Annotated in this window: 12 protein-coding genes; 2 read left to right on the top strand and 10 right to left on the bottom strand. The window is 74.3% G+C overall.

What is annotated here, in order from left to right; translation table 11 throughout:
- Nucleotides 1-8: 8 nt before the first annotated feature.
- From ACFUJ1_RS14980 to ACFUJ1_RS14970, 3 genes are all read right to left on the bottom strand, one after another.
- Nucleotides 9-1,583, bottom strand: a complete 1,575-nt coding sequence (locus ACFUJ1_RS14980; RefSeq protein ID WP_378645833.1) for a protein kinase — start codon at nt 1,581-1,583, stop codon at nt 9-11.
- A 167-nt stretch (nt 1,584-1,750) separates the two neighbouring features.
- Complete coding sequence (locus ACFUJ1_RS14975; protein ID WP_378645831.1) at nt 1,751-3,502, bottom strand: penicillin-binding transpeptidase domain-containing protein; 1,752 nt, start codon at nt 3,500-3,502, stop codon at nt 1,751-1,753.
- Nucleotides 3,503-3,550: 48 nt separating this feature from the next.
- Nucleotides 3,551-4,393 (bottom strand): arylamine N-acetyltransferase, encoded by an 843-nt coding sequence (locus ACFUJ1_RS14970; RefSeq protein WP_378645830.1) that lies wholly within the window; start codon nt 4,391-4,393, stop codon nt 3,551-3,553.
- A gap of 196 nt (nt 4,394-4,589) precedes the next feature.
- Here ACFUJ1_RS14970 and ACFUJ1_RS14965 point away from each other — a divergent pair, with 196 nt between their 5' ends.
- Nucleotides 4,590-5,768, top strand: a complete 1,179-nt coding sequence (locus ACFUJ1_RS14965) for a winged helix DNA-binding domain-containing protein (protein ID WP_378645828.1) — start codon at nt 4,590-4,592, stop codon at nt 5,766-5,768.
- Here ACFUJ1_RS14965 and nadC read toward each other — a convergent pair.
- The 3 genes from nadC to nadA all read right to left on the bottom strand — a co-directional run bounded on the left by nadC (nt 5,765) and on the right by nadA (nt 9,463).
- Nucleotides 5,765-6,625: a carboxylating nicotinate-nucleotide diphosphorylase gene (gene nadC / locus ACFUJ1_RS14960; protein ID WP_378645827.1), complete on the bottom strand. Its 861-nt coding sequence runs from the start codon at nt 6,623-6,625 to the stop codon at nt 5,765-5,767. The genes ACFUJ1_RS14965 and nadC overlap by 4 nt on opposite strands.
- A gap of 76 nt (nt 6,626-6,701) precedes the next feature.
- Nucleotides 6,702-8,447, bottom strand: coding sequence for an L-aspartate oxidase (locus ACFUJ1_RS14955; protein WP_378645825.1), 1,746 nt, complete (start codon nt 8,445-8,447; stop codon nt 6,702-6,704).
- The gene (gene nadA, locus ACFUJ1_RS14950) at nt 8,444-9,463 is read right to left on the bottom strand and encodes a quinolinate synthase NadA (RefSeq protein ID WP_378646089.1); all 1,020 of its coding nucleotides are present in this window, start codon (nt 9,461-9,463) and stop codon (nt 8,444-8,446) included. Before nadA ends, ACFUJ1_RS14955 begins: the two co-directional genes overlap by 4 nt.
- A gap of 82 nt (nt 9,464-9,545) precedes the next feature.
- Between nadA and ACFUJ1_RS14945 the strand changes: the two genes are divergently transcribed.
- The gene (locus ACFUJ1_RS14945) at nt 9,546-10,241 is read left to right on the top strand and encodes an NUDIX domain-containing protein (protein ID WP_378645824.1); all 696 of its coding nucleotides are present in this window, start codon (nt 9,546-9,548) and stop codon (nt 10,239-10,241) included.
- On the opposite strand, the gene ACFUJ1_RS14940 is transcribed toward ACFUJ1_RS14945, so the two are convergent.
- The 4 genes from ACFUJ1_RS14940 to bioB all read right to left on the bottom strand — a co-directional run bounded on the left by ACFUJ1_RS14940 (nt 10,225) and on the right by bioB (nt 13,145).
- The gene (locus ACFUJ1_RS14940) at nt 10,225-10,962 is read right to left on the bottom strand and encodes a hypothetical protein (RefSeq protein ID WP_378645822.1); all 738 of its coding nucleotides are present in this window, start codon (nt 10,960-10,962) and stop codon (nt 10,225-10,227) included. The genes ACFUJ1_RS14945 and ACFUJ1_RS14940 overlap by 17 nt on opposite strands.
- Nucleotides 10,963-11,212: 250 nt before the next feature.
- Nucleotides 11,213-11,869, bottom strand: coding sequence for a DUF2567 domain-containing protein (locus tag ACFUJ1_RS14935; protein WP_378645821.1), 657 nt, complete (start codon nt 11,867-11,869; stop codon nt 11,213-11,215).
- 11 nt (nt 11,870-11,880) lie between these two features.
- A complete protein-coding gene (locus ACFUJ1_RS14930; protein ID WP_378645819.1) occupies nt 11,881-12,090 on the bottom strand; it encodes a hypothetical protein in 210 nt (69 codons plus the stop codon).
- A gap of 41 nt (nt 12,091-12,131) precedes the next feature.
- A complete protein-coding gene (gene bioB, locus ACFUJ1_RS14925) occupies nt 12,132-13,145 on the bottom strand; it encodes a biotin synthase BioB (RefSeq protein ID WP_378645818.1) in 1,014 nt (337 codons plus the stop codon).
- Nucleotides 13,146-13,248: the final 103 nt, after the last annotated feature.

The following is a 13,248-nucleotide window of genomic DNA, read 5'->3' as shown; positions in this document are numbered from 1 at the left end:
GCGCGGACCTAGCGGGTGTCGCTGTCGATCAGCAGCTTGCCGCTGCCGGAGCCGATCACCCGCAGCGTGACCGCCTCGGTCTGCCCGCTGATGGTGAGGCTGGCGACGCGCATGTCGATGGAGCCGTCGTCGTTGTTGGACCGGGACGGGGCGTCGATATTGGAGAAGGTGTCGATGGTGCGGGCGCGCCAGTACTGCCTGAACTCCGACTCGGAGCCGTAGACCTTCTGCGCGGCCGGGGTGAGCAGCGACCAGTTGCTCGCGGGGCTGCTGTAGAAGTCGACCACCAGCTGGGCGGCCGAGCCGAGGTCGACGGTGGCGGCGCTCGGCGTCTGGCCGATGGCGGCCAGCGCGGCCGAGCTGGTGGCCGGGCCCGCGGTGGCGCTGATCGACGGGGTGCTCGCCTGCACCTGGTTCCCGGACGAGTCGTCGCCGCCCATGGTGGTGAAGAGGACCGCGGCGACGGCGGCGATCGCGCCGAGCCCGGCGCCGATCAGCACGGCGGTGCGCTTGCCCGAGCCGGAGCCCGCATCCGGCGCGGGCTGCGGGTGCGCGGCCGTGCGCGGATGGGACGCCGTCTTCGGATGCCCGGGGCCGCGCGGCCCGGCGCCGTTGCGCTGGCCGCCGGGGCCGCCCTGGCCGCCGTTGCGCGGCGAGGTCGGGCGCGAATGCCGTTGCGGCGGCGGGGTCGCGGTGCGCACCCCGGCGCCGCCGCGCGGCTGCTCACGGCCGCCGTACGCCTCGGAGGCGGGCACGAACCCGGCGGGCACCGGCTCGGCACCGGCCTCGGCGAGCGCGGCCAGCCGGGCGCGGGAGGTGCGCATGGTCGGCCGCCGCTCCGGGTCCGGATCGAGCAGCTGGAGCAGGAAATCGGTGGCGGGCCCGGCATTCCGCGGCTCGCTGACCTGGCCGTTGGCCGCCGCGTAGAGCACGGCGAGCGGATTGGCGCTCGCACCGTAGGGCGGCTCGCCCTCCAGCGCGTGGAAAAGCGTTGCGCCGAGCGCGAAGACGTCGGCGGATGGCGTGGGGTCGGCGCCGCGGGCCACCTCGGGGGCGAGGTAGGCGGCGGTGCCGCAGATCAGCCCGGTCTCGGTGAGCGTGACGTCACCGGTGGCCCTGGAGATGCCGAAGTCGGTGATCTTCACCGTGCCGTGGTCGTCGAGCAGGATGTTGCCCGGCTTGACGTCGCGGTGCACGATGCCCGCCTGGTGCGCCGCGATCAGCGCGGCGGCGACCTGCTCGCCGATCCTGGCCACCTGGGTCAGCGGCAGCGTGCCCTGGGCGGAGATGACCGCGGCCAGGCTGCGCGACTTCAGGTACTCCATGACGAGGCACGGGTCACCGTTGTGCTCGGTGATGTCGAACACCACGATGGCGTTCGGGTGCTGGAAGCGGGCGGCGTTGCGCGCCTCACGGAATGCGCGCTGGCGGACCACTTCCCGGTCGGCCTGCGGAAGGCTCGGCTTGATGTGGATCTGCTTGACCGCGACCGAGCGCTGCAACCGCTCGTCGAGGGCACGCCAGACCACGCCCGTGCCGCCGCTACCAATCCGCTCGACCAGGCGGTAGTGTTCCGCGATCAACTGACCGGTATCGATGGCTTCTACTCCGAACCTTCTCGAAATCGTGACCGCGCGCGGCTCGACATCCGCGCGTTCGACGCCAAGTGTAGCGGGCATGTGATCCCGAGTAGGCGTCAGCGGTGGTTTATCTCGCGCCGGTCACGATACCGCGTTCTCATACGTTTTCGCTATCGCACTGCCCGGAGCATGCGTCCGGCCGCCGCCACCGCGGGCTCCGAACTGCCCGCGTCCGCGACGAACACGGCGAACGCCAGATCCCCTTCGATGCCGACGAACCAGCCGTGCGCCGCGGAGTTGTCGCCGTACTCGGCGGTACCGGTCTTGCCGAGTAGGCCGGGAATGTCACGCAGCGCGGTCGCGGTGCCCGCGGTGACGGTCTCCCGCATCATCGATCGCACGTCGTCGGCGATGCCCGCGGGCAGCGCGGGCGGGGTGCGGTCGGGGGTGCCGGGGCGGCCCCGCACGAGCGCGGGGGCCGGCACCGAGCCCTGCGCGAGCGCGGCGGCGACCAGCGCCATGCCGAAGGGCGATGCGGTGACCTGCCCCTGCCCGATCGACGCCTCCACCCGCTGCGCCGGGGTCTCGGCGGCGGGCACCGAGCCGGTGACGGTGGTCAGCCCCGGGGTGACGTAGTCGATGCCGAGCCCGAGCTGGGCGGCGGCGTCGGCGAGCGCGGTGGCGGGCAGCCCGACGGCGAGCGCGGCCATGGTGGTGTTGCAGGAGCGGGCGAAGGCGGTGTGCAGCGGCACCCGGCCCAGGTCGAAGTTGTCGTCGTTGGGGATCCGCCTGCCCTCGATGTCCGCGCTGCCCGGGCAGGGCAGCACGGTGTCGGGGGTGGCGGCGCCGGCCTGCAGCGCGGCCGAGGCGGTCACCGTCTTGAAGGTGGAGCCGGGCGGGTAGAGGCCGGTGAGTGCGAGCGCGCCCTGCGCGTCGGCCGCCGCGTTCTGCGCCACCGCGACGACGGCGCCGGTGGATGGCCGCAGCGCGACGATCGCCGCCGGGGTGCGGATCGGGGCGAGCGCGGCCTCCGCCGCCAGGTGCAGCGCCGGTTCCAGGGTGCTCGCGAGCGCGGCGGCGGCGCGCGGTTCGCGGCCTGCGACCCGGCGCGGGCCCTGCGCGGTCTCCGCCTGGATCCACCAGCCCGCGGCGTCGTCGGCCTCCTGCTGCCAGAGTTCGGCGAGCCCGTTCAGGGGTGGCCCGGACAGTGCCCGGTCCACGGTGAGCAACCGGGTCTGCGGGGCGAGGGTGACGCCGCGCAGCGCGCTCAGCCGGTCCTGGATCGGCGCGATGTCGGCGGCGCGCAGCGACACCGCGGTGACGGCTCGGCCCTGCGCCGCGGCCAGCTCGGTGTCCAGGGTCTGCGCGGTGATGCCGGGGGCGGCCGGGCCGAGCAGCGCGGCGATGCCCGGGGTGTCGGCGTCGGGGGCCAGGTTCACCAGGGTGACGATCTGCTCGGTCATGAGCTCGCCGCCCGCGGCGTCCAGTACCGGGGCCGGGTCGCCGTAGGCCGTCGAGTACTCCAGCGGGCCGGTGTCGAGGCCGGGGGCGACGGTCGCCGGGCTCCACTTCACCCGCCAGCCGTCGTCGGAGTCGGTGGCGAGCCCGGAGGTGGTGTACTGCCACAGGTTCCGGCCGCCGGGGCCGAGTTTCCAGGTGACGTCGAGGGTGAAGTCGCTGCCCTCCGCGGAGCGCACGGTGACCTCGTTCTCGGTGCCGAGTGCCCGGTACAGCCCCTCGAGCACCGGGATCGCGGCGTTCTGGTCGGTGGTCAGCCGGGCTGCGGCGGCGACGTCGTCGCGCTGCAGCGCGTCGGCGAACTCACCGGCCACGGTGTCCGGCTGGGCCGGCCCGGAGCAGCCGGCCAGCCCGAGACCGAGCACGGCGAGCACGACCAGCGGTCGGCGGAGAGGAGAGCGCACGCGGGGAGAGTAACGCCGGATGGCCCCGGTATGCGGGACGAAGCCCGCTCAGTCCCGGACAGTCGCGACGAGCCGCGCCGAATCGGCGGCGTTCAGCTCGATCTCGAAGACCTCGGCCAGCACCTTCGGTAGCTCGTCCGGCTCGAGTTCGCGGGATTCCGCCCGACCGTCCGGGTATTCAGCGGTCCACGTTCTCTTGTCCAGGATGTTGTGTACATCGGGGTGGAAGCGCTGGGCGAAGATGCGGCGGGTGAAGGGCGAGCGCGGCGAGGTCGCGACGAAGTGGTTCGCCACCTCGTAGTCGATCGGGTACTGCGGCGCCTCGGTGAAGGTGTAGCGGTCGACCCAGCCGTCCCTGGCGAACTGGTGCAGCACCCAGAGCCCGGGCAGCCGCTCCAGGCGGAAGCGCCAGTCACCGAGCGCGAATTCGCCGCGCTCGGTCAGCGGGTAGGCGGCGAGCGGGCCCGCGCCGAAGCCGACGTCGGCGATCAGCGGGTGCTCCGACTCCGGCACCCGGACGGCGAGCAGGGCGTGCGTTGCCGGTCTGGTCGGCACCTCAACCCGGCCCGCCGCGCCCATGGTGACCCGGCCGCTGAGCGCGGTGAAGTCGAAACCGAAGCGCTCCAGTACCGCGGCGAACAGCACGGCGTTCTCGTAGCACCAGCCGCCACGCGGGCTCGCGATCAGCTTGCGCTGCAGCGATTCCAGGTCGAGCGGGACCGGGCGGCCGAGCAGGGTCTCCAGGTTCTCGAACGGGATGGCGGTGGTGTGCGCGCGGATCAGGGCGTGCAGGGCGGCCTCCGTCGGCGCGCGTTCGCCGTCGTAGCCGATGCGGGTGAGGTAGGCGTCCAGGTCGAGCTCTTCGCCCCGCCACGTTGTCTGCGCCGTCATCGGGCCTCCTCGGGAGCGGCGCGCCGACGCCGGTGGGGCGTCGCCACGGGTGCGGCGCGCGGATGCGCGCCTCGTCCGCGACAACCGTGGAAGCCGAGCGGGTGTTCCCGCCGCGGCCCGCGGGCCGCGCTCGGCCGGCCGGTCTACCGCGTGCGGGGGCGGCCCCCGTGTCACCCCTCCCCACTACGCTGCGCGCATGCACGCGATGGATACGGCTCAGCGGCGGGCGCGGCTCGCCGTGCGGCACCGGCTCGCGCACGAGGCCCGCACCGCGGACGTGGTGCAGGTGGTGCGCTCGATGGTGGCGCTGCACGCCACCGACCCGGCGACCGTCTTCCTCTCCACCGCCGCGCGCGGCCCCGAGCTCACCCCGGGGCACCTCGAGGCGGCGCTGTACGACCGGCGCGAGCTGGTGCGGCTGCTCGGCATGCGGCGCACCATGTTCGTCGTCCCGACCGAGCTGGTCCCGGTGCTGCAGGCGGCCTGCGCCGACGCGCTCGCCGTCACCCAGCACCGCAACTACACGCGCCTCCTGAGCAAGGCCGGGGTCGGCGACGGCGATACCGCGACGTGGCTCGACGAGGTCGCCGAGGAGACCCACAGCGCCCTGCTCGAGGCCGGTTCGGCGACCGGCGCGCAGCTCGGCAAGCGGGTGCCGCGGCTGGCGACCAAGGTCGACCCGACCCCGGAGAAGGCGTACTCCAAGCCGGGCCCGATCACCACCTGGGTGCTGGTACTGCTCGGCGCGCAGGGCCGGATCGTGCGCGGCCGCCCCGGCGGCACCTGGGCGGGCAGCCAGTACCGCTGGGAACCCATCGAATCCTGGCTTCCGGCAGGCGTTCCCGCGATCCCCCTGGTGGAGGCGCGCGCGACCCTGCTCCAAGCGTGGCTGCGCGCCTTCGGCCCCGCCCCCTTCTCCGACCTGGTGTGGTGGACCGGCTGGTCCCAGCGCGACGTCACCGCGGCGCTGACCGAGGTGGCGACTGTCGAGGTCGACCTGGACGGCGTGCCGGGGCTGCTCCTCGCCGACGACCTCGAGCCGGTCGCGGAGCCGGAGCCGTGGGCGGCCCTGCTCCCGCACCTCGACCCGACCCCGATGGGCTGGAAATCGCGCGACTGGTACCTGGGCCCGCACGGCCCCGCGCTCTTCGACCGCTTCGGCAATATCGGCCCCACCGTCTGGTGGAACGGCCGGATCGTCGGCGGCTGGGCCCAGCGCCGGGACGGCGAGCTCGCCTGGCGGCTGCTGGAGGAGGTCGGCGCCGAGGCCGAGGCGGCGATCACCGCCGAGGCGGAGCGCATGCGCGCCTTCTACGGCGGGGTGCGGGCGATCCCGCGGTTCCGCACCCCGCTGGAGAAGGAGCTGTCGAGCTAGACGTCGAGCCCCAGGTCGAGCACGGTCACCGAGTGGGTGAGCGCGCCGACGGCGAGGTAGTCGACGCCGGTGCGGGCGTAGTCGGCGGCGACGTCGAGGGTGAGGCCGCCGGAGGACTCCAGCTCGGTGCCGGGGGCGACGGCATTGCGGCGCTGCACCGCGGCCTGGGTCTGCCAGAGCGGAAAGTTGTCCAGCAGGACCAGCTCGGGGTTCTCGGCGAGCACCGCGTCCAGCTGCTCCAGGCTGTCCACCTCGACCTCGCAGGGCAGGCCGGGGGCGGCGGCGCGGACCGCGCGCAGCGCGGCGACGACCGAGCCCGCGGCGGCGACGTGGTTGTCCTTGATCAGCGCGGCGTCGCCGAGCCCCATCCGGTGGTTCACGCCGCCGCCGACCCGCACCGCGTACTTCTGCAGCGCGCGCAGCCCGGGCAGGGTCTTGCGGCTGTCCCTGATCGCGCAGCCGGTGCCGTCGACGGCGTCCACCCAGGCGGCGGTGGCGGTGGCGATGCCGGAGAGGTGGCAGAGCAGGTTGAGCAGGGTGCGCTCGGCGGTGAGCAGGGCGCGGGTGGGGGCGACGAGCTCCAGCGCGGCGTCGCCGGGGGCGACGCGGGCGCCGTCGGCGAGCCGCGCGGTCACCTCGTAGCCGCCCGCGCCGAGCACCTCGTCCAGGACCAGGAGGCCGACGTCGAGCCCGGCCACGGTGCCCGGCTGCCGGGAGACCACGCGGGCCTTGACGGTGGCGTCGGCGGGGACGGTGGCGGTGGTGGTGACGTCGGGGCCGTAGCGCAGGTCCTCGTACAGGGCGGTGCGGACGAGGGTGACCAGCTCGTCGCGGTCGAGGGTTGGGGCGAGGGTCATCGGTCTTCCTCGGGGTCGGGGTGGGTGGCGTGGAGGTGGGCTCGGTCGAGGCGGCATCCGGGGGCGGCCGCGATGATCAGGATGCGGTCGGGACGGCCGGGTCGGCGGCGCCCGCCGGGACCGGCGTGCCGTCCGGGCCGAGCACGAAGCGGGTGCTGTGCGCCTGCGCCGCGACGGCACCCGGGTGGTCGGAGCGGGTGTGGCAGCCGCGGCTCTCGGTGCGCAGCGCGGCGGCAGCGAGCAGCGCCCGTGCGGTGAGCGTGAGCGCGGCGTCCTCGACGGCCGTGATCCGCCTGGCCGCGACGGCGGGGCCCTGCTGCGCGACGGTGCCGCCGGGCGCGGTGCCGAGACCGGCGGCGGCGTCCGCGGGACCGCTCCCCCGGTGCCCGGGTCGATCGGATACGGCGAATCGGCCGGTGCCGGGGCTTTCCGGCGCACGCCGGTCGGGAGACACCGGACGCCTCAGCTCGGCCAGCCGCCGCTGCGCCCGGTCCAGACCGTCCGCGTCGCGGACGACCGACGCGTGCGCGGTGGCGAGCCGCTGCACCGCGGCCCGCGGCGCGACCTCGGCCGCCACCTGCCTGACCTCGGTCACCTCACCTGCGGCACCGCGCCGCTCGACCGCCGCCGCACCGGCCCGCTCGCCGACGACCAGCCCCTCGAGCAGGCTGTTCGAGGCCAGCCGGTTGGCGCCGTGCAGCCCGGTGCGCGCCACCTCGCCCGCCGCGTACAGCCCGGGCACCCCGGTCCGGCCCTCGGTGTCGGTGACGACCCCGCCGCACTGGTAGTGCGCGGCGGGCGCGACCGGGATCGGGTCGGTGCGCGGGTCGATCCCGGCGGCCAGGCAGGAGTCGGTGATGGTCGGGAACCGCGCGGCGAACCCGGCGATGCCGGTGGCGTCGAGCAGGACGTGGTCGGCACCGGTCTCGCGCATCCGCGCGGCGATGGCCAGCGAGACCACGTCGCGCGGCGCCAGATCCCCGCGCGGGTGCACCCCCGCGGTCACCGAGCGCCCCGCGAGGTCGACGAGCACGCCGCCCTCGCCCCGGACCGCCTCGCTGATCAGCGGCCTGCGCCCGAGCCCGCCGGGGGTGTAGAGCACGGTCGGGTGGAACTGCACGAACTCCAGGTCGGCAACGGCCGCCCCGGCCCGCAGCGCCAGCGCGACCCCGTCGGCGGTGGCGCCGTCCGGGTTGGTGCTCAGCGCGTACAGCTGTCCGAGCCCGCCGGTGGCGAGCAGCACCGCGGGCGCGTGCACGACGCCGGTGCCGCGCTCGGAGATCACCAGCACGCCGCGCACCCCGTCGGCGCCGAGCAGGACTTCACCCGCCGCCGCGCCGAAGAGCACCGGCAGCCCGGCGGCGCTCAGCGCCCGCTGCACCTCGGCGCCGGTGGCGTCGCCGCCGGCGTGGATGATCCGGCGGATGCTGTGCCCGCCCTCCCTGGTCCGCGCCACCCGGCCGTCCCGGCCCAGGTCGAAGACGGCGCCGAGATCGGTGAGCGCCGCGACGGCGGCCTGCCCACCGGCCACGATCGAGCGCACCGCGGCGGCGTCGCAGAGCCCGGCGCCCGCCGCGACGGTGTCCCGCACGTGCGAGTCGACCGAGTCGCCCTCCGGCGCGACGACCGCGATGCCGCCCTGCGCGTACTGGGTGGCGGTGTCGGCGGGGCCGCCCTTGCTCAGCGTCAGCACCCGCAGCCCGCGCAGCGAGGCGGTGCGGGCCGCGGTGAGCCCGGCGACGCCGCCGCCGATCACCACCAGATCGGCGGCGGCCTCCCAGTCGACGGCGACCGGAACCGTGCGCGGGACGAACCCGGTCACTCCCCGCCGCCGGGGTTGCCGATCGCGATCATGCGCTGCACGGAGCCGCGGCCGAGCGCGGCCACCTCGGCGTCGACGTGCACCTCGTCGGCGCCCTCGACCAGGCAGCGCAGCAGCGCGGCCGGGGTGATCATCTTCATGTAGCGGCAGGAGGCGCGGTCGTTCACGGCCTGGAAATCGATGCCGGGCGCGGCCTTGCGCAGCTGGTGCAGCATGCCGATCTCGGTCGCGACCAGCACCTGCGACGACTTCGCCGCCTTCGCCTGCTCGATCATCCCGCCGGTGGAGAGGATGTGCACCCGGTCGGCCGGGAACGATCCCTCGCCCGCGAGGTACAGCGCCGACGTCGCGCAGCCGCACTCCGGGTGCACGAACAGCTCGGCGTCCGGGTGCGTGCGCGCCTGCTCGGCGAGCTCGTCGCCGTTGATGCCGGCGTGCACGTGGCACTCGCCGGCCCAGATGTGCATGTTCGCCCGGCCGGTGACCCGCTTGACGTGCGCGCCGAGGAACTGGTCGGGCAGGAAGAGCACCTCGCGCTCCGGGTCGATGGAGGCGACCACGTCGACCGCGTTGGACGAGGTGCAGCAGATATCGGTGAGCGCCTTCACCTCGGCGGTGGTGTTCACGTAGGAGACGACAACGGCGTCCGGGAACTCGGCGCGCCACGCGCGCAGCTCGTCGCCCTTGATCGAGTCGGCCAGCGAACAGCCCGCGCGCTGGTCCGGGATCAGCACGGTCTTCTCCGGGCTGAGGATCTTGGCGGTCTCGGCCATGAAGTGCACGCCGCAGAAGATGATGGTCTCCTCCGGCACCTCGGCCGCCAGCCGGGAGAGCGCGAGCGAATCGCCGACGTGATCGGCGATGTCCTGGATCTCCGGCAGCTGGTAGTTGTGCGCCAGGATGGTGGCGTTGCGCGCCTTCGCCAGCCGCCGCACCTCGGCGGCCCACTCCGGCCCCGCCTGCACGCCCTCGTACCCCTCGGGCCCGTCCACGACCTGTTCCATCAGTGCTGGCATCGCCATGACGGCTCCTTCCTCGTGCGCCGGCCCTCGTCGCCGGATTCGCACCGAACCAGGTTTTCGACTTACAATCGAAAACGTGACCCATAGTAGCACCATCCACGAATCGCTCACCGCGGTGTTCCAGGTTCGCGACGTTTCCGCAGGTCGACGCCGCGAGCTGGCCGTCCTGCTCTGGGAGCGCGCGCTCGACCCGCAGCAGGGCACCTGGTCGCTGCCCGGCGGAAAACTGCGTGCCGACGAGGATCTGGACGCCTCGGCCGCCAGGCAGCTGGCCGAGAAGGTGGACGTGCGCGAGCTCAGCCACCTGGAGCAGCTCTCGGTCTTCAGCGCGCCGGACCGGGTGCCGGGCCCGCGCCGGATCGCCTCGGCCTACCTCGGCCTCGTCCCGATGACCGCCGACCCGCGGCTCCCGGACGACACCGCCTGGCACCCGCTCTCCGCACTCCCGGCGACCTCGTTCGACCACGGCACGGTGCTGGAGCACGCGCGGAACCGGCTGGCCGCCAAACTCTCCTACACCAATATCGCCTTCGGCCTCGCCCCCGAGCGCTTCGCCATGTCCACCCTGCGCGAGATCTACTGCGCCGCACTCGGCTACGACGTGGACACCACGAACCTGCAGCGGGTGCTGAGCCGCCGCACGGTGATCACGCCGACCGGCGCCACCGCCGCACCCGGCCGCAGCGGCGGGCGCCCGGCGGCGCTCTACCGCTTCACCGACTCCGAGCTGCGGGTCACCGACGAGTTCGCGGCGCTCAGGCCACGGAGCTGACCGGCCGGAGCTGCGCGCCCGCGCCCTGGTCGAAGAGCCAGCGCTCGACCGTGTCGGCCGCGACCTGGTGGCCGAGTTCGGCGCTCAGCGTGGCGGTCCAGGCGTCGAGCAGGCCGGTGTAGCGGCCGTAGGTGCGGGCGGGCCAGGCGCCGCCGGTCTTCAGCGAGCGCCAGCCGGCGCGATGCAGGCTGCGGGCCACCCGGCTGTCCAGGATCCGGCTGCGGTGCACCGGGTTCCCTGCGCCCGCGAAGTAGAGGAACTTGGTGAAGAAGGAGGGGCCGAGAGTCGGGACCAGGCTGCGGTCGCCGGGGTAGAGCAGGGCGTAGGCGTGCTCGGGGGAATCCGCGGCGGCCTGCGCGGCGGCGGTGAGCGCGGCGGCGTAGCGCTCCGGGTCGGCGGCGGCCGCGCGCATCCGCTTGTGCACCAGCCTGCGCCGGGAGCCGGTGCCCCAGGCCATGGAGAGCCACAGCAGCGGCCAGACGCCCTGGTCGGCGGCGGCGAAGACGTGCGAGCGGGTCACGTCGACCTGGCCGGTGTCGGTGCCGTCCACCCACAGGCAGCCGCCGGGTGCGCCGAGCTTCACCAGGGAGGTGTTCCACCAGTCCAGGTCCACCCGCACCCGCTGGCCCGCGACCACCCGCGCGCGGTCGGCGTAGTCGCCCGCCAGCGCGCGGCGTAGCTCGTCGGGCACCGGCAAGAGGTCGAGCTCGGTCTCCGTCATCTCCCCAGGATCGAGCAGGCGCAGCGGGTTTCGCACCGGACATCCGGGCGGACACGCGGATGTCCTGGCCGCGAATCGGGCGGAAACGGCGAATGACGTGCGCACGAACGGATTCTCCGACGCCGCGTCGCAGTGTCGCGTTTCCCGCTCCGCCGGGCCGTGCCGGCCGATCAGCGCGCACCGGGCCCATTCCGATCGGTCAGCGCTCCGCCAGGCCTGCTCAGCGCTCCGCCGGGCCTGTTCCGATCGGTCAGCGCTCCGACGAACCTTGGCGGGACCAGCCGGAATCAGGCAGCTCCGGGCTTGCCGGGCACGGCTCCGAGCCGAGCGGGTATGCCGGGTACGCCTCGGCGGCCGGATGGTCCGGGTCGGCCTCCACCGCACCCACCGGCTTGCTCTCCCCGAACGGCCCGGTGAACCCGGTGCCGAGATCCTCGGCGGTGCTCAGCGCGGCGAGGAAGAGGACGACAAGCCCGGCCAGCAGCGGCTGGATCAGCAGCGCCTGCCACGCCTCCACCTCGGCGGGCAGCGTGACGATCTGCCCGACGATGGGATCGTCCGGGCGCGGATTGCGCACCTCGGCCACCAGCTCGCCGATATCGGCCATGGCGTAGGCACCCGCGGCCGAGCCGAGCAGCAGGGCGAGCAGCACCAGCGGCCCGCGCACCGAGCGCGCCCGCCAGGCCGCGGCGGCCGAGACCAGCCCGAGCCCGGCGCCGAGGCAGACGAAGATCGCCAGCGCGTCGAAGCGGTGCAGGCTCTCGCCGGTGAGCGGCGCGCCGCGGCCGTCGGTGACCACGACGAGGCGCTCGGCGGGGGCGAGGAAGCCCCAGGCGACGCCGAGCAGCGCACCGGCCACCAGCACCCCGACCCCGATCGCGAGCGCACCCCGCAGCTCGCGGCGCATCCGGCCGGCCACTAGCGGCGTTCCAGCGCGGCGGAATCCAGCATCCCGTGCCGGGAGCAGCGCGCCCACCAGCCGTCCGGGCTCACCTGCACCACCATCCGGCGGCCGCACCGCTCGCAGTACCGCGGCGGCTCCAGCCCGAGCGCGGCCGCCGCAGGCGACGCATCCTCGGCGCCGGGCACGATCGGTGCGCCGGTGAACGGGTTGTAGCGCTCCTCCATGGCCATGACAGTACCCAGTGGTCTTTCGCTCACCGCACCGGTCAGAGCGTTTCGTTCAGTGCCTTGATCGGCATCTTCAGCTCGCCGAGCAGATCCAGATCGCGCTCGGCCGGGCGGCCGAGGGTGGTCAGGTAGTTGCCGACGATCACCGCGTTGATGCCGCCGAGGATGCCCTGCTTCGCCCCGAGGTCGCCGAGCGTGATCTCCCGGCCGCCTGCGAAGCGCAGCATGGTGCGCGGCAGCGCCAGCCGGAAGGCGGCAACCGCGCGCAGCGCGTCGGCCGCGGGCAGCACCTCGAGGTCGCCGAAGGGGGTGCCCGGACGCGGGTTGAGGAAGTTCAGCGGCACCTCGTCGGGGTCGAGCGCGGCCAGGTCGGCGGCGAATTCGGCGCGCTGCGCCAGGGTCTCGCCCATGCCGAGGATGCCGCCGCAGCACACCTCCATGCCCGCCGCGCGCACCATGCGCAGGGTATCGAAGCGCTCCTCCCAGCTGTGCGTGGTGACGACGTTCGGGAAGTGCGAGCGCGCGGTCTCCAGGTTGTGGTTGTAGCGGTGCACGCCCATCGCGGCGAGCTGGTCCACCTGCTCCTGGGTGAGCATGCCGAGCGAGCAGGCCACCTGGATGTCGACCTCGTTGCGGATCGCCTCCACACCGGCCGCCACCTGCGCCATCAGCCGCGCGTCCGGGCCGCGCACCGCCGCCACGATGCAGAACTCGGTGGCACCGGTCTTCGCGGTCTGCCTGGCCGCCTCGACCAGGCTCGGGATGTCCAGCCAGGCCGCGCGCACCGGTGACTGGAAGAGCCCGGACTGCGAGCAGAAGTGGCAGTCCTCCGGGCAGCCGCCGGTCTTCAGGCTGATGATGCCCTCGACCTCGACCTCCGGGCCGCACCAGCGCAGCCGCACCTCGTGCGCCAGCGCGAGCAGCTCCTCCAGCCGGTCGTCGCCGAGCTCGAGCACCTCCAGCGTCTGCTCCCGGTCCAGCCCGGTGCCGCGCTCGAGCACCTGCTCGCGGGCGCGCGCCAGAATGTCGGTGAGCACGGGTGCCTGGGTCATGTGAATCCCTTCTTCGCCGAGGTAGCCCACCGACTTGAACGCCGTTCAGGACTACTTGAACGGCGTTCAGGATAGAGTACGGTCGGGGCCGGGGCGAGACGGG

It is taken from the genome of Nocardia sp. NPDC057227 (assembly GCF_042669725.1).
Lineage (GTDB): Bacteria > Actinomycetota > Actinomycetes > Mycobacteriales > Mycobacteriaceae > Nocardia > Nocardia asteroides_A.
The sequence above is the reverse complement of the archived record's forward strand: the minus strand, read 5'-3'. Positions and strand labels throughout refer to the sequence as shown.